We start from the raw sequence: 19,042 nt of genomic DNA on the forward strand, positions 1-19,042 counted from the left end.
CAGGCCGCGAGGAAGGACCCGCTGGCGGCGCTGTCGGACCAGGAGCGGCAGATCCTGGAGCTGATCGGCGAGGGCCTGACCAACCGCCAGATCGGCGAGCGGATGTTCCTGGCCGAGAAGACGGTCAAGAACTACGTGTCCAACCTGCTGAGCAAGCTCGACATGCAGCGCCGCACCCAGGCCGCCGCGCTCGCCGCCCGCCTCAAGGCCGGACGGGAGCCCGGATGGGAGCCCGGACAGGAGCACTGAGCCGGGTCGATCGACGTCGACGACGGGACCTTCGTCCCTAACCCGCGTGGCGGTCGATCCCTCAGGCTTGCAGACATGAAGCTCGACTCGGCCGGCCTGGAGATCCTCAGCGGAGGGGAATGCCTGGACCTGCTGGCCTCCGCCCCCATCGGCAGGATCGTCTTCACCGATCGTGCCCTCCCCGCCGTCCAGCCGGTCAACTTCTGCCTGTTCGACGGGAACATCGTCATCCGCACCGCCCCCGGTTCCAAGCTCGCCGCCGCGGCGCGCAACGCCATCGTGGCCTTCGAGGCCGACGACTTCGACGCGGCGTTCCGTACGGGCTGGTCGGTGACCGCCGTGGGCCGCGCCCGCGCGGTCTCCGAACCGGAGGAGATCGCCCGCCTGTCGGCGCTGCCGCTCACCCCGTGGGTGCCCGGCACCCGCGACCACTTCATCGTGATGGCCCCCGAGCAGATCTCCGGCCGCAGGCTCAACCGCTGACCGTCAGGCGGCGGCGGAACACCCAGTACGTCCACGCCTGGTAGGCGAGGACCACGGGAGTGAAGATCGCCGCGACCCAGGTCATGACGCCCAGCGTGTACGGCGTGGACGCCGCGTTGTGGACGGTCAGGCTGTTGGCGGGGTCGAGCGCGGGCATGACGTCCGGCCACAGGCCGCCGAAGAGCGTGACGGTGACCGCGACGATGGCGGCGGCGTTGGCCGCGAAGGCCCAGCCGTCCCGGCCGCGCAGCGTCGCGACCAGCGCGCCGGCGATCCCGGCCGCGGCGACCGCCACGCTCGCCCAGGTGCCCGCGGTGCCGGTCATGAGCTGCGTGACCAGCAGGAACGCGCCGCCCAGCACGAGGGCGGCCAGACCGGTCCACCGGGCGGCCGTCCTGGCCCGTTCCCTCAGCTCGCCGGTGGTCTTGAGCGCGGTGAACACGGCGCCGTGCAGGGTGAACACCGCCAGCGTGGCCACGCCGCCCAGCAGCGCGTACGGGTTGAGCAGGTCGAGCAGGCCTCCGGTGTACTCGTGCCGGGCGTCCAGGGGGACGCCGCGCACGATGTTGGCGAAGGCCACGCCCCACAGGAAGGCCGGGCCGAGCGAACCCCAGAAGAACGCGCGGTCCCAGCCCCGGGTGCTGTCGCTCTTCGAGCGATACTCCAGCGCCACCCCGCGCACGATCAGGGCCAGCAGGATCAGGAAGAGCGGCAGGTAGAAGCCGCTGAACAGGGTGGCGTACCACTCGGGGAAGGCGGCGAACGTGGCGCCGCCCGCGACCAGCAGCCAGACCTCGTTGCCGTCCCAGACCGGGCCGATGGCGCGCACGAGCGTGCCGCGCTCGGCCTCGTCGCGGCCGAGGAACGGCAGCAGGACGCCGACGCCGAAGTCGAACCCCTCCAGCACGAAGTAGCCCGTCCACAGGACGGCGATGAGCAGGAACCAGACGGTGGTGAGTTCCATGACGGCGTTCCTCTAGTAGGAGAGAGCGGGGAGAGCGGGCTCGTCCTGGTGGACCGCGTCCTCGGGCTCCGGCCCCTTGCGGATGAACTTCAGCAGCAGGCGGACCTCGATGACCGCCAGCACGGCGTAGACCAGCGTGAACCCGGCCAGGGTGGTGGCGACCTCGCCGACGTCGGAGCCGGGCGAGACGGCCGCGGCGGTCCGCATGATGCCGAACACGGTCCACGGCTGGCGGCCCATCTCGGTGAAGATCCACCCGAGCGTGTTGGCCAGGAACGGCAGCCCGATGCCGAGCACGCCGATCCGGTAGAACCAGGGGTTGGCCGGCAGCCTGCGGCGGCGGGTCAGCCACAGCCCGGCCAGCGCCAGCAGCCCGGCCAGCGCGCCGAAGCCGATCATCAGACGGAACGACCAGTACGCGAGGCCGACGACGGGCCGGTAGTCGCCGGGACCGTACGTCTTCTCGTACCGCGCCTGGATGTCGTTGATGCCCTCGACCTTCCCGTCCAGGGTGTTGGTGGACAGCAGGCTCAGGCCGTAGGGGATCTGGATGTTGAGGTGGTTGCGGCCGTTCTCCACGTCGCCCACCGCGAAGATCGAGAAGCCCGCGGAGGTCTCGTCCTCCCACAGGGCCTCGGCGGCGGCCATCTTCATCGGCTGCTGCCGTGTCATCAGCTGCGCCTGCCAGTGGCCGCTCAGCATCACCCCGGCCGACGCGACCAGCGTGACCGCCAGGGCGGCGCGGGCCGAGGCGCGGAACAGGTCCACCTCACGCCCGCGCGCGAGCTGCCAGGCGCTCACGCCGATGACGAACGCCCCGGCCGTCACGAACGCGCCGAAGATGACGTGGGGAAACGCCGCGAGCGTGGTCGAGTTGGTCAGCACGGCCCAGATGTCGGTGAGCTCGGCTCGGCCGGTGAGCGGGTTGAGCCGGTAGCCGACCGGGTGCTGCATCCAGGAGTTGGCGGCGAGGATGAAGTACGCCGAGATGTTCGTGCCGATCGCGGCCAGCCAGATGGTCGCCAGGTGGACCTTCGGCGGGAGCCTGTCCCAGCCGAATATCCACAGGCCAAGGAAGGTGGACTCCAGGAAGAAGGCCATCAGTCCCTCCATCGCGAGCGGCGCGCCGAACACGTCGCCGACGAACCGCGAGTAGGCGCTCCAGTTCATCCCGAACTGGAACTCCTGGACGATGCCGGTGACCACGCCCATCGCGAAGTTGATCAGGAACAGGCGGCCCCAGAACCTCGTCATCCGCAGGTACGCCGCGTCGCCCGTACGGTGCCAGGCCGTCTGGAACCCGGCCACGAGAACCGACAGGCCGATCGTGAGCGGCACGAACAGGAAGTGGTAGACGGTCGTGATGCCGAACTGCCACCGGGACAGATCCAGGACGTCCATGGGGGCTCCACACGCTGATGAGGGACGTCTGAAGCCTGGCCCAGCCCGGATCACGGTCCCAGGGCTACCTGACCCGCCCCGAAGGGACCTTGGTCACTCGGTGGTCACTCGGTGGGAAATGATGGGGGCGTGCGTGCCCGTCCCGTCTCCCCGTCCCTGCTCGTGGAGGAACTCGCCGACCTGATCGCCGATCGGCCGCGCGACGCGTGGGCGCGCGTGGCCGTGGACGGCGCCCCGGCCGCCGAACCGGGACGGCTGGCCGACGACCTGGTGGAGCCGCTGCGCCTGCGCGGCCGGGAGGTCCTGCGGGTGCCCGCGGCCGGGTTCCTGCGCCCGGCCTCGCTCCGGCTGGAGTTCGGCCGGACCGATCCCGACGTGTTCCACGACGAGTGGCTGGACGTGGGCGGCCTCATCCGCGAGGTGCTCGGGCCGCTGGAGCCGGGCCGTACGGGCAGGCGTACGGGCAGGGTGCTGCCCTCGCTGTGGGACAGCGTGCGCGACCGGGCCACCCGCGCGGACTACGTGACGCTGAAGCCGGGCGGGGTCGTGCTGCTCGACGGCGCGCTGCTGCTCGGGCGCGGCCTGCCGTTCGACCTGACCGTCCACCTGTCCATGTCGGCCGCGGCGCTGGCCCGCCGTACGCCGCCGGAGGAGCGGTGGACGCTGCCCGCCTACGAACGGTACGAGCGCGAGACCGGACCGGTGCGGGCCGCCGACGTGGCCGTCCGCGTCGAGGACCCGCGCCACCCGGCGGTGATCAGCCTCTAGAGCCCGTACGCCTCCAGGAGGCGCAGCCACACCTCGCTGACGGTCGGGTACGAGGGAACGGCGTGCCACAGGTCGTCCAGGGTCACCCCGGCGGTGACCGCGATCGTCGCGGCGTGCAGCAGCTCGGCCGCCCCGGGCGCCACGAAGGTCACGCCCAGCAGCACCCGGCGGCGCTCGTCGACCACGGCCTTGGCCCTGCCGCCGTAGCCGTCGCCGAGCAGGTAGCCGCCCGCCACCTGGCCCATGTCGTACTCGACGACCCGCACGTCGAAGCCCTCGGCGCGGGCCTGTGCCTCCGTACGGCCCACCGCACACACCTGCGGATCGGTGAAGATGACCTGCGGCACGCCGGCGGCGTCCGCGCGGTCGCGCATCGAGGGCCGGTCGTCCGCCTCGCCCCGGGCACGGGCGGCGATCACGTCCGAGGCCACCCGCGCCTGGTATTTGCCCATGTGCGTGAGGAGGGCGAGCCCGTTGACGTCACCCACCGCGTAGAGCCAGCCGTCCGCCACGCCGGTGGCCCGCATGCTCTCGTCCACCCGCACCGGGCCGGTCTCCGGCAGGCCGACCGACACCAGGCCGAGGTCGTCGACGGCGGCCCGGCGACCGGCGGCGACCAGGATCTCGTCGGCCGTGACCGTCCCCCCGCTCGCGAGCCGCACCGTGACCTCGCCGCCCGGCTCCGGCCGCTCGACCTTCTCCGCGCTCTCGTGCGTGCGGATGTCGATCCCCTGGTCCGTCAGCGACCGGGCGACCATCTCCCCGGCGAAGGGCTCCAGCCTCGTCAGCAGCTCGCCGCCCCGGACGAGCATCGTGACCTCCCGGGCGCCGAGCCCGCGCATGGCCTGGGCCATCTCGCACGCGACCACGCCGCCGCCGATCACCACGAGCCGGTCCGGTACGGCACGCACGCCGGTCGCCTCACGGTTCGTCCACGGTTCGGCCGCGGCGAGACCGGCCACGGGCGGGATCACCGGGCGGCTTCCGGTGGCCAGCACGACGGCGTGGTTCGCGGTGAGCGTGCGGGTCCCGCCGTCGGCCGTCGCGACCTCGACCCGCCGGGGGCCGGTGAGCCGGCCCGCGCCGCGCACGAGCGTCACCCCCGCCGAGTCGAGCCACCGGGCCTGCCCGCTGTCGTCGTAGTTCGAGACCATGGAGTCGCGCCACGCCAGCACCGCGGCGGCGTCGACCGGCCCGCCCTCGGCTGTGCCGTCGAGCCGCAGCCCCGGCACCCGGCCCACCTCTCCCACGAGGTCCACGGGCCGCAGCAGCGCCTTGCTCGGCATGCAGGCCCAGTAGGAGCACTCCCCTCCCGCCAGCTCGCTCTCCACGATGACGGTGCTCAGACCGGCCGCCGCCACCCGCCCGGCGACGACCTCCCCGGCCGGGCCCGCCCCCACCACGATCACGTCGAAGACTTCCACGGGCTCCACCCTGTCACGGGTGCGGCCGTGACGTGGAGACGAGCCCCCCTTCGTAGGCGGCGATGACCAGCTGGGCCCGGTCGCGCGCGCCGAGCTTGGCGAGCAGGTGGCCGATGTGGGTCTTCACGGTGGCCGTGCTGACGTGCAGGCTCGCGGCGATCTCCTGGTTGGACAGGCCGCGTGCGACGAGCGTGAGCACCTCGCGCTCCCGGGCGGTGAGGCCGTCGAGCATGGGGCCGGATCGAGGCCGGTCCGTGGCGGTCGGGGCGAACTGTGTGAACTGGGCGAACTGGGCGATCAGCCGCCGCGTCACGCTCGGCGCCAGCAGCCCCTCGCCCGCGGCGATGACGCGGATCGCCGCCAGCAGGTCCGCGGGCGGCGTGTTCTTCAGCAGGAACCCGCTCGCCCCGGCCCGCAGTCCCGCGTAGACGTACTCGTCGAGGTCGAACGTGGTGAGGATCAGCACCTTCACGCCGCACGGCTCGCCACAGATCCTCCGGGTCGCCTCGATGCCGTCCATGCCGGGCATCCGCACGTCCATCAGCACGACGTCGGGACGCTCGGAGCGGGCCAGTTCGACGGCCCGCGCCCCGGTGCCCGCCTCACCGACCGCGACCAGCCCCGGCGTGCTGTCGACCAGCAGGCGCAGGCTGCCGCGCAGCAGTTCCTGGTCGTCGGCGAGCAGCACCCGGATCGGATCGGGCTCGTTCACGTCCCCTCCCCTTCCAGCGGCAGGCGGGCGAGCACGCGGAAACCACCGCCGGGCAGCGGACCGGCCGTGAAGACCCCGCCGTACGCGGTGACGCGCTCACGCATGCCGATCAGACCGTGCCCAACCCCACTGTGCCCGACCCCACTGTGCCCGACCCCACCGTGTCCGGGCGGGCCGGTGGGCAGGACCCGGCGGCCGGGCCCGTCGTCGGTCACCTCGATCCGCACCTGTCCTCCCTTGCCTCCCCGCTCGCCTGCCTCCTCGTGGGCCACCACGACCCGGCAGGCCGCCGGGGCCGCGTGCCTGACCACGTTGGTGACGGCCTCCTGGACGATCCGGTGGACCGCCAGTTCGAGCCCCTCGGACAGTCCGCCCGTCACCCGCACGTCCAGATCCACCCGTATGCCCGCGGCCGCCGCCCGCTCGGCGATGTCCGGCAGCGCCGCGAGGCCGGGCGCCGGGGACAACGCGCCGGTGACAGCTCCGGTGTCAGCTCCGGTGACAGCTCCGGTGTCAGCTCCGGGTGCCGTACGCAGCACGCCGAGCATGTGCCGCATCTCGGTCAGCGCCTGCCTGCTCGTGGTCTCGATGACCCGCAGCGCCTCCAGCGCCTCCTCCGGCCGCCGGTCCGCCAGATGCACGGCGACCCCGGCCTTGACCCCGATGAGGCTGAGCGTGTGGGAGACCACGTCGTGCATCTCCCGCGCGATGCGCAGCCGCTCCTCGGTGACGGCGTGCTCGGCGGCCTGCTCGGCCCGGCGCGCGGCGTACGCCCGGCGCTCCCGCACCGCCCGGCCGATCGTCCAGGCCCCGCCCAGCGCGAGCGAGCCGAGCACGACGGTCTCCACGATCCGCCTGACCTCCGGTTCGGCCGCCACGCCGCCGAACGCCGCCAGCAGCAGCGCACCGACGGTCAGGGCGCCGATCGCCGCCGTCGGCTCCCACCGGCGCCGCCGCGTCGTGAGCGCGACCGGGTAGAGCGCGTACGCCGCGGCGGCCAGCGGTTCCCGCACGACGCCGAGCCCCATGGCCGCCACGGACGCGACAGAGACGACGCAGAAGACCGGCAGCGGCCACCGGCGCCTGGCCGCGAGCGGCAGCGTCATCGCGGCGATCAGGGCCCAACCCCCCACGCTGTGCCGTTCTGCGGAGTTGACGACCAGCACGAACGCGTAACCCAGCCCGGCCAGCACGTCGAGCGCGACCAGCTCACGGGGGCGCAGCGGCCGGGGGAACAACGGCCGCACGTCCGGATCGTCCACGCGCCCCACGCTAGCCATAGGTGGTCGCGTTCGCCTCCTGCCCCGGTCTGTCATGCCACGGTCGGAGATGTGTCCGGCGAATCGCACTGCGCTCCGACGCGGGGAACGGGCGGCCCGCGAGACCGTCGAGACATGATCGAAGTCAGAGAGCTGACCAAGCGCTTCGGGCGCACGGTCGCCGTGGACGGGCTGACGTTCCACGTGAAACCAGGCCTGGTGACCGGGTTCCTCGGGCCGAACGGCGCGGGCAAGTCCACGACCATGCGGATCATCCTCGGCCTGGACCGCCCGGCGAGCGGCGAGGCGCTGGTGGGCGGCCGCCGCTACGACCGCCTCCGCCATCCCATGCGGGAGGTGGGCGCGCTCCTGGACGCCGGCGCCGTCCAGGGCGGCCGTACGCCTCTCGGCCACCTGAGCTGGATGGCCCGCGCCAACCGCATCGGCGGGGACCGGGTCGTGTCCGTCATCGAGCAGGTGGGCCTGGCCGGAGTGGCCCGCAAGCGGATCGGGGGCTTCTCGCTCGGCATGCGCCAGCGTCTCGGGATCGCCGCCGCGCTCCTCGGCGACCCCGGCGTGCTGCTGCTCGACGAGCCGGTCAACGGCCTCGACCCGGACGGCGTGCGCTGGATCCGCGAACTGCTCCGCGGCCTCGCCGCCGAGGGACGCACGGTGCTCCTGTCGAGCCATCTGATGAGCGAGATGGAACTCACCGCCGACCACCTGGTCATCATCGGCCGGGGGCGGCTCATCGCGGACACCCCGATGCGAGAGCTGACCGCCGTACGGGACGTGTTCGTCCGCAGCAGCCGCGCCGGTGACCTCGCCGCCGCACTGTCGGCCGCGGGCGGGACGGTCACCGCCGAGAACGGCGGGGGCCTCTCGGTGCGCGGCCTCGATCCGGCGGAGATCGGCGACCTCGCCGCCCGGCACGCGATCCCCCTCCACGAGGTCACCCCGCGCGGCGCCTCCCTGGAGGAGACCTACATGCGGCTCACGGCCGAGCTCACGGGTGGGGGTGCGGACCGGTGATCGACGCCCTCGCCGCCGAATGGCTCAAGCTGCGCACGCTCCGGTCCACCTCCCTCGTCCTCGGCGTCGTCGGCGTCGTCGTCGGTCTCATGGCCCTGCTGGCCTGGTACGCCGCCCACCTGTGGGACGGCCTGCCGCCCGGCCAACGTGATCGCCTCGAGGTGTCGTCGCTGCCGGAGCTGACCAACTGGCTCGCCTCGCTGTGCCTGGCCGTGCTGGGCGTGCTCGCCTTCTCCGGCGAGTACGGCACCGGCATGATCCGCACGACGTTCACCGTGCTGCCGTCGCGCGGGCGGGTGCTCGCGGCCAAGGCGGGCGTCGTCGCGGTCGCCGCCTTCTGCGCGGGGCTCGCGGCGGTGCTCGCGACGTACGCAGTGGGACGGCTGATCATCGGCGACCGCCTGATCCGGGGCCAGTCGACCGAGGCGCTGAGCCGGCAGCTTCCGCTCTTCCTCGCGATGAGCCTGTCCATCGCGATGTTCGCGCTGCTCGGCCTGTGCCTGGCCGCGATCACCCGGTCGGCCGTCGCGGCCGTCGCCGTCCTCATGGCGGTCTGGTATGTGGTCCCGATCATCGTCAACAACATCCCGGCGCCCTGGAACGAGCGCATCGGCTCGATCCTCCCGGGCGCCCTCGCGGGCCAGCTGGCCGGCACCGGCAACCCCCAGTCGGTCGGCGGCGCGCTCCTGTCGCCGCCCGCCGCGCTCGCGGTGATGGTCGCCTGGGTGGCGGTGCCGTACGCGGCGGCCGCCGTCCTGCTGGCCCGCAGGGACGCCTGAGGCTCAGCCGGCGGTCAGCGGCAGGCAGGCACCGGTGGTCGCGGTGGCCGGCTTCGCGGCCGTGCCCACGTTCGCGTCCGCCGCGAGGGACACCTTGGCCGTGAGCGAGAGGGTCAGGGGCAGGGTGAGACCGGGTGAGCAGGCGGGAGCGCACGTCGCGGGCGCCGGCTTCTCGACCGGCTTCGGCGCGGGTGCGGGTGCGGGCTTCACGACGGGCTTCGGCGCAGGCGCCGGGGCCGGGGCCGGGGCGGGCTGCACGACCGGCTTCACGACCGGCTTCACGACCGGCTTGTCGACCGGCTTCACGACGGGCGCGGGCACCGGCTTCTCCACCGGCTTCGGCGCGGGTGCGGGTGCGGGCTTCACAACCGGCTTCACAACCGGCGTCGCGTCGGGCTTCGGCGCGGGCGTGGTGGCCCCGGGGGCATCGGCGAGCCGGTTGCCGGGATCCACGTGTGGCCGGGGCTCCGGTGCGTCCGCCTTCTTCTCCTCCGCCTTGGTCTTCTCCTTGACCTTTTCCTTCGCCTTGATGTCCGCGTCGACGTCGAGATCCAGGTCGCGCTTCTTCACCTGCGGCGCCACCTCCGTCTTGGCGGCGTCCTCCGGTCCCGCGTCGCTGATCTCGACCGACTCGGGCATGTCCTGCAGCGCGGCCAGCTGGTCCTGGTTGGCGTACTGCAGGGCGAAGTTGCTGTCGTTCTGCCAGTTGTACGGCAGCGCGGCGGCGCCCGTCATCTCCTTCTGGAACGGGGTGAGGACCAGCGTGAAGTCACGCAGCAGGAACTGGTGCTGGCGCTGCTGCTCCCGCAGCCGCTGATTGTGCCGGGGCCCGTTCTTGTGGCGGTTGCGCTGACCCCGGGAGTGCGGATGGCCGAGCCTTGTGAGGCCGTGCTGCGCGGACATCGTGGCGGCCCCCGCCGGAGTCGCGACGAGAGGAGCAGCCGCGATCGCGGCGCCCCCGGCGAGGACTGCCCCGATCGCGAGGATCCCGGCGACTCTCGTGCTGTTTGCCATTTCGTTTTCCCCCTAGAACAACCACAGAGCAACCACCGTGCTTACCGATCTCGGGGTTTCCGCCCCGATCATTGGACAAACGGGCTAAGACCCGGTTTTTCCCTTCCCCTGCGCATTGTTGAGGCCGCCGCAGGTTTAAATGTCCGCCTTATGACAGAAATGTCGTGACACCACCCAATGTCACCCGCCATACCGCCGCGAGTGAGGGTGAGGCGGGTCAGGGTACGGCTCAGGCATGACCTCTGCACGGGACGAACTGGCGGGGCTCGACCCCTTCGACATCTTCGACACCGAGGCGGCACGGCTCGACCGCTTCTTCTCCTCCCTCGACGAGGACGGCTGGAACCGCCCCTCCCGGTGCGACGGCTGGACGGTGCGCGACGTGCTCGCCCATCTGGCCGGCGAGGAGCTGTACAACCACGCGTGCCTGGACGACGACATCGACGGGTTCTTCGAGATGCTCGAACACGAGGGCGTGCGCGGCGGCTTCGACGGCTTCAACGAGTGGTGTGTGCGCAAGCGGCACGGCCTGCCGGTGGAGCAGGTGCTCGACGAGTGGCGGACCAAGAACGGGGAGACCCGGAGGCGGATGCGCGCCCTCGGCCGCGACGGCACGCTCCACACGTCGGCCGGCCCCTACCCGGCCGGTCTCCAGACCTTCCACTACGACTCGGAGTACGCCACGCACGCCGACGACGTCGGGGCGCCGGTGACACCGGACGAGACCGGCGACCGCCTCGACTGGCGGGTCCGGGTCGGCATGTTCGTGCTGGAGGAGCAGGGATCCAAGGCGCGGGTCGAACGCGCCTGCGAGCGGTTGCAGGTGCAGGTGGACGACGGCCTGACCGCCGATCTCTCCCCCGAGGAGTTCGTCGAGGCGACGGTCGGCCGTCTGCCCGCCGGGCATCCTCTCGACGCCCACGTCCGGGGCGCCCTGCGCTGCCTCGCCTGAGCTCCGGCTGAGTTTCCGGCTGAGCTCCGGCTGAGTTTCCGGCACAAGGACACGCCGGGCGCCCCTGCGGGCGCCCGGCGTGCGGGACATAACGGGTCGGACCGTGCCCTCGGCACCGGTGGTAATAAGACGGTCGTCTTCCGCCTCGGCGGGACCACCGTCCGCGACCCGGTGCGCCCGGGAGCGGGCCGTACGGGTACGGGCAGGGCCGCACACACGGTCACGGCACTCGTGGTGACGGGCACGGCGGAGCGGCGGCTTCCTGCCCCGCCTCCCACACGGCACCGGTGCGGCAGGCTGACCGGACGCCCGCGGCCGGGCGGCCGGGTGGGCCCTCCGGGACGGCGGTCGACGGCGGCGCGACGGCGCGCCGGATATGGAATGCGTGTCGATAAACGCCTCATGCGAATTCCCCGAATGAAAAATGCGGCCAGGACAGGCCGGTTTTGCCCGGGGGGATCCAGACGTGCGGCGGCCCGTCAACGATGCACCGGGATCGGGCCCAAATCAATCAGGCGCGCCGGAGAGAACGCATTCCGCCCGATTAGACAGGAGATCAGGGCAGTATCAGGGCAGTATCAGGGCAGCCAGGAGACACGGCCGCGCAGCACGCCGTACCCGACGAAGGCGACCACGTCGATCAGCGTGTGCGCGACGATCAGCGGCATGGTCCGCCCCCAGCGCTGGTAGAGCCGGCCGAAGACCACGCCCATCGCGATGTTGCCGACGAAGCCGCCGAAGCCCTGGTAGAGGTGGTAGGAGCCGCGCAGGACGGCCGACACACCCACCGCGCGCCACGGCGACCAGCCGCGCTGCCGCAGCCGGTGCAGCAGGTAACCGGCGACCAGCACCTCCTCCAGCACGCCGTTCTGGGCGGCCTCGGCGACCAGGACCGGGATCCGCCACCAGGTGTCCGGCAGGCTGTCGGGCACGACGTTCAGGTTGAACCCGGACCGGAAGGCGAACAGGTAGAACACCAGCCCGGTGCCGCCGATCACCGCCGCCAGCACGGCGCCGCGCAGCGTGTCGCGGCCCGGCTCGCGCCAGTCGGCCCCGATCGTGCGCATGGACTCGCCCGATCGGGCCAGCAGGTAGGCGACGAGCCCCACCGGCGCCACGTTCACCGCGATCCCCGCGAGGTGCAGCGAGAGATCCAGCCACGGGCGGCCGGGGGCCAGCGAGCCGACGAGCACAGCGTGCTGGTCGCCCAGGTCCTTCGGCGCGGTCAGTGCGCCGATGAGGCGGATGAGCGACAGCAGGGCGCTGGCCCCGAGCGAGACCGCGAAGACCGCGATGATCTCCGGGCCGATCAGCCGCGGCGTGAGACCGCGCAGGGCGGTGGCGTCGGCGGTGGCGTCGTCCATGCAGGCAGGGTAGCCGCCCCCGCACGGTCATCCTCATCCCGTCACTACGTCCATCCCGTCAGTACGGCAGCGCACGGGACGTGAAGGACGGTGCGACGAAGGCCGCCTTGAACTTCGGGAAGGCCACCGTGTTGGGGTTGCCGTCCGAGGTGTAGCGGTCGGTCGGATTGGCCTTCAGCCAGTCGAGCCACGCCATCGAGCAGAACTGCTTGCAGTCGCCGACCTTCTCCTTCGACCTGATCCGCGGGATGCCGACGGGGTCGAAGTCCTTGGTGTACGGCGACGGCGCCGGGGTGTAGCCCGCGAGGAACACGCCCTTGTAGTCGTAGCGGGTGCCGCCCGACGCCCCCTGCAGCGCCCACTTCTTCTCGTGCGGCTGGTTGCCGTACGGCAGGGCGAGCGTGACCGGCGGCGTCTTGATCAGCGAGGTGATCAGCGTCTGCCCGGCCGCGATCTGGTTCTCGACCTGGTCCTTCGGCTTGCCGAGCAGGTTGAGGTGGTCGCGGGTGTGGTTGCCGATGTCGAAGTTGTGGTCCTTGAGCCACTGCAGGACCTGCATCTGCTCTTCCTGGCGGGCCTTGCCGAACAGGTCCTTGATCACATACATGGTCGCCACCGGCCGGAAGCCCGGATGCTTCTTCGCGACGTCCATCAGGATGCCGATCGCGCAGTCCGGCGCCGGATTACCCATGCCGTCGAGCGTGAGCTGGGAGGGCGAGGAGTCGTCGAAGGTCAGCACCACCGGGTGCTTGCCCGCCGGAATGTCGATCTTGCCGGTGACGTACTCCGCCGCGGTGACCGGCACGTAGTCCTCCGCCGCGAGCCGCTCCAGCTCGTCGCGGAAGTCCTTCGGGCTGCGGTCGTCGCCCGGCGGCGGGTTCTTGACGATCCGGTGATACATGAGCACCGGGATCTGGCCCAGCTCGTTGGCCTTCACCTGGGCGGCGGCGGCCGTCTCGGACTTGCGCAGCGCCGCCCCGGCGGCCACGTTGTTCTGCTTGTGACCGGCCGGGCTCGCGTGCGTGACCTGCTTGCCCCCGCCGCTCGCGCAGGCGGAGAGCGCGACCGCCCCCAACGACGCCGCGGCGATGCCGGCAACCCTGAAGCGCCCCATGGATCCCCCTCATCGGGCCGCGCTTGACGATGAGGGGCTCCTACCCGCGGGACGTGTTCACTTCACGCGGCGTAGGACAAACATCACGCTAAGTGAGTCACAGGTGAGGCTCGGCGCAGAAGGCGACACCGTCCCCGCCGATCTCGACGGGTCCCTCGGACGCGGCGGCGAACACCGACTCGCCGGGGCGCAGCTTGATCTCGGATCCGTCGGCGGTGCTCGCGTTCACGACGCCTTCGGTACACAGCACGATCCTGGGCAGGCCTCCAGGGAGCGCATCTCCCCCGCCGGGCGCGATCCTGCGGAGCAGGAACTCCGGGACCGGCGGCACGTACGCGCCGCCGACCGGCTCCACCGGCAGGGGCTGCGCCGCGGGGTCGGTGATCCGCAGCAGCTCCTCCACGTCGATGTGCTTGCCGGTCAGGCCCGCCCGCAGCACGTTGTCGGAGCAGGCCATGATCTCCACGGCGAAGCCGTCGAGGTAGCAGTGCGGCACCCCGGCCCCGAGGAACAGCGCCTCGCCGGGGGCGAGCGTGTGACGGCGCATCAGCAGCGGCGCCAGCACGGCCGGGTCCTCCGGATAACGCCGCGCCAGCCGTCCGATCAGCGCGTAGTCGGGCGTGTGGCAGGCGGAGGCCGCCCACACCACCGACTCGACCAGCTCCCGCCTGGAGCCCGGCCACTCCAGCAGCAGCCGCAGCGCGCCGAGCACGTCACCGTCGCGCAGCGCCGCGACCACCGGCCGCAGCGCGTTCACGTGCAGCCGCTCGACCAGCATGGCCGACTGCTCGGGCGCCCGGAACCCGGCCAGCCCGGTGAACGGCGTGAGCGCGCAGACCAGCTCCGGCTTGTGCCAGGGGTCGGTGTAGTTCGCGTCCCCCCGGGCGTGGCCGTCGGCGGCCTGCTCGGCGTCGGGGTGGACCTGCAGCGACAGCGGCGCGTCCACCGCGATCAGCTTCATCAGGTACGGCAGCCGCCCCCCGAACCGCCCGGCGACCGCCTCCCCGAGCGTCCCCGCCGGGTCGGCCGCGACCGCGTCGGCGAGCGTGGTCTCGACCCCGTCCCTGGTCAGCCGCGAGGACGCGGCCGGGTGGGCGCCCAGCCACATCTCGGCCTCCGGCCCGGAGGCGGGCCGCCCGGTCAGCTCGGCGATGGCCGTACGGGAGCCCCAGGGGTAGTCCTTGATGACATTGGTGAGTAGATCCACGTGGGTCCTTCAGGCGTCGGACGGGGGTGATCCGAGACTAACGGGGTTCGTTGACGCATCGGAGCACCGGGTGACGGACGAGCGCGCCGGGATCCACATCACCACCCGTGACGTGGAAGACCGCGGTCTCCCCCGGCAGCAGCGTGACGAGCTGGTCGTCCACGGTGGCGCGGGGGTCGAGCCGGTCGGGGAAGATCGCCAGCTCGCGCACGATCGTCCGCGCGGTCACCCGCACCCGCAGCCCGCCCTCGATCTCCTCGACCACCGTGTCCATCTCCGCCGGCGGGTAGTCCATGGCCGGGTCCTCGCCCGGGAACCGCAGCGCGCGTACGTCGCCGAGGGTGGCCACCAGCACCTCGCCCGCCGGATTCCCGAACCGCGCCACCCCCTCGGGCAGCTCCACCGACGCCGTGCCGCGCGCCGGAGCCGTCACGTCGATGCGCTCCTTGGCCAGGATCTCCCCGGCCAGGCTGAGCCGTTCGACGGCGAGCTCGCCCGACCACGGCTCGCCGGTGTCGTTCACCACCGCCAGCGCGTCTCCCTGGAAGGTCAGCAACCGCTCGGCGTACGCCCGGCGCAGCGCGTACCACAGCGGCTTGCGCCGCCCGCCGCCGTCCACCGCCGCCCAGGAGGTGACCGGCCAGCAGTCGTTGAGCTGCCACACGATCGTGCCCATGCAGTGGGGCGCGAGCGCCCGGAACCGCTCGATGCCGAACGCCATCGCCCTGGCCTGGTTGACCTGGGTGTAGTAGTGCCAGTCGTCGAACCCGTCCGGCTGGGGCAGGTGCTCGCCGAGGCCGCGCAGCAGCTTGAGGTTGCCGTCGATGGCCTTCTGGTGGTGGGTCACCCCCGGGGAGACCGGCGTCAGCGGGTCGTCGGAGACCGCGGCGCGCAGCGTCGCGTACGTCGGCGGGCCCTGGAAGCCGAACTCGGCCACGAACCTCGGCGTGTAGGTCGCGTAGTGGGTGTAGTCCTGATGGTTCCAGACGGTCCAGATGTGGACCGTGCCCTTGGACGGGTCGTTCGGCGGCAGGTCGGGGGCCCCGGAGTAGGGGCTGCCCGGCCAGTACGGCCGGGTCGGGTCGAGTTCGGCGACGACCCGGGGCAGCACGTCGTAGTAGAAGCCGCCGCCCCAGCTGCGGCCCTCCAGCTCGTCCTGCCAGCCCCAGTCGGCGTGCCCCTCGATGTTCTCGTTGTTGCCGCACCACAGCACGAGGCTCGCGTGGCGGGTCAGGCGGGCGACGTGCTCGCGGGCCTCGGCCTCGACCTCCGCCGTGAAACGGCCCTCCTCCGGGTAGGCCGCGCAGGCGAACGGGAAGTCCTGCCAGACGAGCAGACCCATCTCGTCGGCGAGGTCGTAGAAGTCCTCGCTCTCGTACATTCCGCCGCCCCACACGCGCAGGCAGTTGGCCCCCGCGGCGGCCGCCTGGGCGAACCGCTCGGCCAGCCGCTCCCGGGTGATCCGGCTGGGGAAGCAGTCGTCGGGGATCCAGTTGAAGCCCTTGACGAAGACCGGCTTCCCGTTGACCACGAACGTGAACGCGTCGTCGGTGCGGTCGAGTTCCACCGAGCGGAACCCGATCCTGCCGGTCCATTCGTCGTCTTCGAGCCGGACGGTGAGGTCGTACAGCGGCTGCTCGCCGTACCCGCGCGGCCACCACAGGTCGGCGTCAGGCACGGTCAGCGTGACGACGGCACGGCGCTGCCCGGCGCCGACGATGACGGTCTCGGTCACTCCCCCCACCGAGGCGGTGAGCGTGAGCGGCCGCTCGACGGCCCGCTCGACCGCCACGTGCACCTCGACGGTGCCGTCCGCCGAGGCGAAGGGGCGCACCTCGGCGATCCGTGCGGTGCTCCAGGTCTCGATGCCGATGGGCCGCCAGATCCCGGCGGTGACCACCGTCGGCCCCCAGTCCCAGCCGAAGTTGCAGGCCATCTTCCTGATGAACTGGTACGGCTCGGCGTAGGCGCCGGGACGGTCGCCGAGGGCCGCCTTCCGCGCCTCCGCGTACTCGTACGGCGGGTCGAACAGGATCTTGAGCGTGTTCTCGCCCGCGCGCAGCAGGTGCCGTACGGGGAAGCGGTACGACCGGTGCATGTTGGCCGTCGCGCCGATCTCGACGCCGTTGAGCACGAGCGTGGCGGCCGTGTCGAGTCCCTCACAGACGAGGTCGGCCCGGTCGTCGTCGGCGCCGTCCCCCTTGGGCTCCCACGTGAAGACGGTCTCGTACGACCACGCCGTGCGCCCGATCCAGGTCAGCCGGTCCTCGTTGTCGTCCAGGTACGGGTCCTCGATCAGCCCGGCGGCGAGGAGGTCGGTGTGGACGCAACCGGGAACGGACGCGGGCAGGCCCGCGACCACCGGCCGGAGCTGCCCGGTCGACGACACGGCGGTGACGGTCCACCCGTCGTGCAGGGGACGGTGAGAGCTCACGCTTTCTCCTTAATCTTCTTCTCCTCGATCCCCGAGGCCCCGCAACCGGCGCACGCCACGTAGTGGTCGTCTTCGACCTCGGCCAGCCCCGGACGGGTCCGGCTGTCCTCAGAAGCCTCGTGGTAGGCGCAGGGCACGTCCTCGACCATGTCCTCAGGCACGGCGTCCGTCCATTTGGCGTGCAGCCGGGGGACCGAGGCCAGCAGCGAGCGCGTGTAGGGATGCGCCGGGTTGCCGAAGACGAGGTCCGTCCGCCCCATCTCCACGATCTCCCCGTGCCGCAGCACCACGGTCCGGTCGCTGACGTAGTTGCCGAGCGACAGGTCGTGCGTGACGAACAGGATGCCGAGGCCGCGCGCCCGCAGGTCCGCGAGCAGGTTGAGCACGTCGATGCGGGTGGACGCGTCGAGCATGCTGATGATCTCGTCGGCGACCAGCAGCCGGATGTCGAGGAGCACGGCCCTGGCGATCAGCATGCGCTGGAGCTGGCCGCCGCTGAGCTGGTGGGGATACTTGCCGAGGACGTTGCCGGGGTCGAGCCGCACGCTCTCCAGCGCGCCCTCCACCCGCGTGCGCCACTCGTCCGCACCGACCTGGGGGAAGTACTGCTCCTTGATCATCGCGAACACGCGGTCGGCCCGGAAGACGGGGTTGTAGCAGCTGAAGGGGTCCTGGAAGACGCCCTGCACCTGCCGGTAGTACTCCTTGCGGTCCTTGATCGAGGTGATGTCCCTGCCGTCCAGGGTGATCCGGCCGCCGCTGACCGAGGCGAGGCGCAGGATCATCCGGCCGAGCGTGCTCTTGCCGCTGCCGCTCTCGCCGATGAGCGAGACCACCTCTCCCTCGCCGACCTCGAAGCTGACGTCGGAGACGGCCTTGAACTCGCGCCCACCGAAGGCGCCGACGCGGTAGACCTTGGAGACGCTATCGAGTTTCAGCATTCACTCGGCCTTCCAGCAGGCGACGAAGTGGCCGGGGGCCACCTCGGCGAACGGCGGCTGCTCGGCGCACTGGTCGAACGCGAGCGGGCAGCGGTCCCGGAACCGGCATCCCCCGGGCGGCTTGAGCAGGGACGGCGGATTGCCGGGGATTCCCGTCAGCCGGCGGTCCTCGTAACGCACCCCCACCTCGGGCAGCGCGGAGATGAGCTGCTTGGTGTACGGATGCCTCGGGGCGGTGACGAGCACCTCGGCGGGGGCCTTCTCGGCCAGCCGCCCGGCGTACATCACCATGATCGTGTCGGCGATCTGGTAGACGAGCGAGATGTCGTGGGTGACCACCATCATGCTCGTGACCAGGCCGCGGTCGCGGAACCCGAGCAGCGTCGTGGCCACGGCCTTCTGGCTCGACACGTCGAGCGCGGAGGTGACCTCGTCGGCGATCAGCAGCGAGGGGTTCAGCAGCGTGGAGACGACCATGACCACCCGCTGCTTCATGCCGCCGGACAGCTCGATCGGGTAGCGGTCGAGCACGTCCTTCGACAGGCCCACCAGTTCGAGCCGCCGCTCCAGCTCGGCCCGCTCCAGCCGCTCGCCGCGCGAGTCCAGCAGCTCGCCGACCATCTTGCCGATCTTCCTGGTCGGGTTGAGCGCGCTCATCGAGTACTGCGGGATGAGCGACACCTCGCGGAAGCGGAACCGGTCCATCCCGGCGTCGTCCGACAGCGGCATCGCCTTGCCGTCCAGCTCCACGGTCCCGCCGGCGTGCCGCATGCGGCCGTCCAGCCGGATCAGGCTCTTGGCGAGCGTGGACTTGCCCGAGCCGGACTCCCCCGCCAGGCCCATGATCTCGCCGTCCGCGACGGAGAACGTGACGCCGTCGAGCGCCTTCACCTCGCCGCGCAGCGTCCGGTAGTAGACCCGGAGGTCGGTGACACTCAGCGCCAC

The 19,042-nt window shown here is 71.9% G+C and carries 18 protein-coding genes; 6 read left to right on the forward strand and 12 right to left on the reverse strand.

Features of this window, described 5'->3' with window-relative positions; translation table 11 throughout:
* Together ABZ857_RS12570 and ABZ857_RS12575 are read left to right on the forward strand one after the other, a co-directional pair.
* Positions 1-249, forward strand: a 249-nt coding sequence (locus tag ABZ857_RS12570) for a LuxR C-terminal-related transcriptional regulator (RefSeq protein WP_357041888.1), incomplete at its 5' end; no start/stop codon positions are given.
* A gap of 75 nt (positions 250-324) precedes the next feature.
* The gene (locus ABZ857_RS12575) at positions 325-732 is read left to right on the forward strand and encodes a pyridoxamine 5'-phosphate oxidase family protein (RefSeq protein WP_357041891.1); all 408 of its coding nucleotides are present in this window, start codon (positions 325-327) and stop codon (positions 730-732) included.
* On the opposite strand, the gene cydB is transcribed toward ABZ857_RS12575, so the two are convergent.
* Positions 722-1,696, reverse strand: coding sequence for a cytochrome d ubiquinol oxidase subunit II (cydB, locus tag ABZ857_RS12580; RefSeq protein ID WP_357041894.1), 975 nt, complete (start codon positions 1,694-1,696; stop codon positions 722-724). The two genes, ABZ857_RS12575 and cydB, sit on opposite strands and share 11 nt — an antisense overlap.
* A gap of 12 nt (positions 1,697-1,708) precedes the next feature.
* Positions 1,709-3,097 (reverse strand): cytochrome ubiquinol oxidase subunit I, encoded by a 1,389-nt coding sequence (locus ABZ857_RS12585; protein ID WP_357041897.1) that lies wholly within the window; start codon positions 3,095-3,097, stop codon positions 1,709-1,711.
* A gap of 129 nt (positions 3,098-3,226) precedes the next feature.
* Here ABZ857_RS12585 and ABZ857_RS12590 point away from each other — a divergent pair, with 129 nt between their 5' ends.
* Entirely contained in the window at positions 3,227-3,865 is a 639-nt protein-coding gene (locus ABZ857_RS12590) for a uridine kinase (protein WP_357041900.1), read from the forward strand.
* Here ABZ857_RS12590 and ABZ857_RS12595 read toward each other — a convergent pair.
* Genes ABZ857_RS12595 through ABZ857_RS12605 form a run of 3 tightly spaced genes read right to left on the reverse strand, consistent with a single transcriptional unit; the run spans position 3,862 to position 7,263 of the window.
* On the reverse strand, positions 3,862-5,289 hold the full coding sequence (locus tag ABZ857_RS12595) for an NAD(P)/FAD-dependent oxidoreductase (protein WP_357041903.1): 1,428 nt from the start codon (positions 5,287-5,289) through the stop codon (positions 3,862-3,864). The two genes, ABZ857_RS12590 and ABZ857_RS12595, sit on opposite strands and share 4 nt — an antisense overlap.
* Positions 5,290-5,302: 13 nt before the next feature.
* Positions 5,303-6,001: a response regulator transcription factor gene (locus tag ABZ857_RS12600; RefSeq protein ID WP_357041906.1), complete on the reverse strand. Its 699-nt coding sequence runs from the start codon at positions 5,999-6,001 to the stop codon at positions 5,303-5,305.
* Entirely contained in the window at positions 5,998-7,263 is a 1,266-nt protein-coding gene (locus tag ABZ857_RS12605) for a histidine kinase (protein ID WP_357041909.1), read from the reverse strand. The genes ABZ857_RS12600 and ABZ857_RS12605 overlap by 4 nt, the downstream gene beginning before the upstream one ends.
* 132 nt (positions 7,264-7,395) lie before the next feature.
* On the opposite strand from ABZ857_RS12605, the gene ABZ857_RS12610 reads away from it, so the two are divergent.
* Positions 7,396-8,292, forward strand: coding sequence for an ATP-binding cassette domain-containing protein (locus ABZ857_RS12610; RefSeq protein ID WP_357041912.1), 897 nt, complete (start codon positions 7,396-7,398; stop codon positions 8,290-8,292).
* The gene (locus ABZ857_RS12615; protein ID WP_357041915.1) at positions 8,289-9,071 is read left to right on the forward strand and encodes an ABC transporter permease subunit; all 783 of its coding nucleotides are present in this window, start codon (positions 8,289-8,291) and stop codon (positions 9,069-9,071) included. Before ABZ857_RS12610 ends, ABZ857_RS12615 begins: the two co-directional genes overlap by 4 nt.
* A gap of 3 nt (positions 9,072-9,074) precedes the next feature.
* Here ABZ857_RS12615 and ABZ857_RS12620 read toward each other — a convergent pair whose 3' ends face one another.
* Entirely contained in the window at positions 9,075-10,085 is a 1,011-nt protein-coding gene (locus tag ABZ857_RS12620) for a hypothetical protein (protein WP_357041918.1), read from the reverse strand.
* Between the two features lie 235 nt (positions 10,086-10,320).
* On the opposite strand from ABZ857_RS12620, the gene ABZ857_RS12625 reads away from it, so the two are divergent.
* On the forward strand, positions 10,321-11,037 hold the full coding sequence (locus ABZ857_RS12625; protein ID WP_357041921.1) for a maleylpyruvate isomerase family mycothiol-dependent enzyme: 717 nt from the start codon (positions 10,321-10,323) through the stop codon (positions 11,035-11,037).
* 578 nt (positions 11,038-11,615) lie between these two features.
* Here the strand turns inward: ABZ857_RS12625 and ABZ857_RS12630 are convergent.
* The 6 genes from ABZ857_RS12630 to ABZ857_RS12655 all read right to left on the reverse strand — a co-directional run bounded on the left by ABZ857_RS12630 (position 11,616) and on the right by ABZ857_RS12655 (position 19,042).
* Positions 11,616-12,401: a CPBP family intramembrane glutamic endopeptidase gene (locus tag ABZ857_RS12630; protein ID WP_357041924.1), complete on the reverse strand. Its 786-nt coding sequence runs from the start codon at positions 12,399-12,401 to the stop codon at positions 11,616-11,618.
* 58 nt (positions 12,402-12,459) lie between these two features.
* Complete coding sequence (locus ABZ857_RS12635; RefSeq protein ID WP_357041927.1) at positions 12,460-13,515, reverse strand: polysaccharide deacetylase family protein; 1,056 nt, start codon at positions 13,513-13,515, stop codon at positions 12,460-12,462.
* Positions 13,516-13,612: 97 nt separating this feature from the next.
* Entirely contained in the window at positions 13,613-14,722 is a 1,110-nt protein-coding gene (manA, locus tag ABZ857_RS12640; protein WP_357041930.1) for a mannose-6-phosphate isomerase, class I, read from the reverse strand.
* 37 nt (positions 14,723-14,759) lie between these two features.
* Entirely contained in the window at positions 14,760-17,156 is a 2,397-nt protein-coding gene (locus ABZ857_RS12645; RefSeq protein ID WP_357041933.1) for a glycoside hydrolase family 2 TIM barrel-domain containing protein, read from the reverse strand.
* Positions 17,153-18,097: an ATP-binding cassette domain-containing protein gene (locus tag ABZ857_RS12650; protein WP_357041936.1), complete on the reverse strand. Its 945-nt coding sequence runs from the start codon at positions 18,095-18,097 to the stop codon at positions 17,153-17,155. The genes ABZ857_RS12645 and ABZ857_RS12650 overlap by 4 nt, the downstream gene beginning before the upstream one ends.
* Positions 18,098-19,042 carry an ABC transporter ATP-binding protein gene (locus ABZ857_RS12655; protein ID WP_357041939.1) on the reverse strand — a complete coding sequence of 315 codons (945 nt, stop codon included), beginning with the start codon at positions 19,040-19,042 and terminating at the stop codon, positions 18,098-18,100.

Source organism: Microbispora sp. NPDC046933 (genome assembly GCF_040644635.1).
In the GTDB taxonomy this organism is placed as follows: domain Bacteria; phylum Actinomycetota; class Actinomycetes; order Streptosporangiales; family Streptosporangiaceae; genus Microbispora.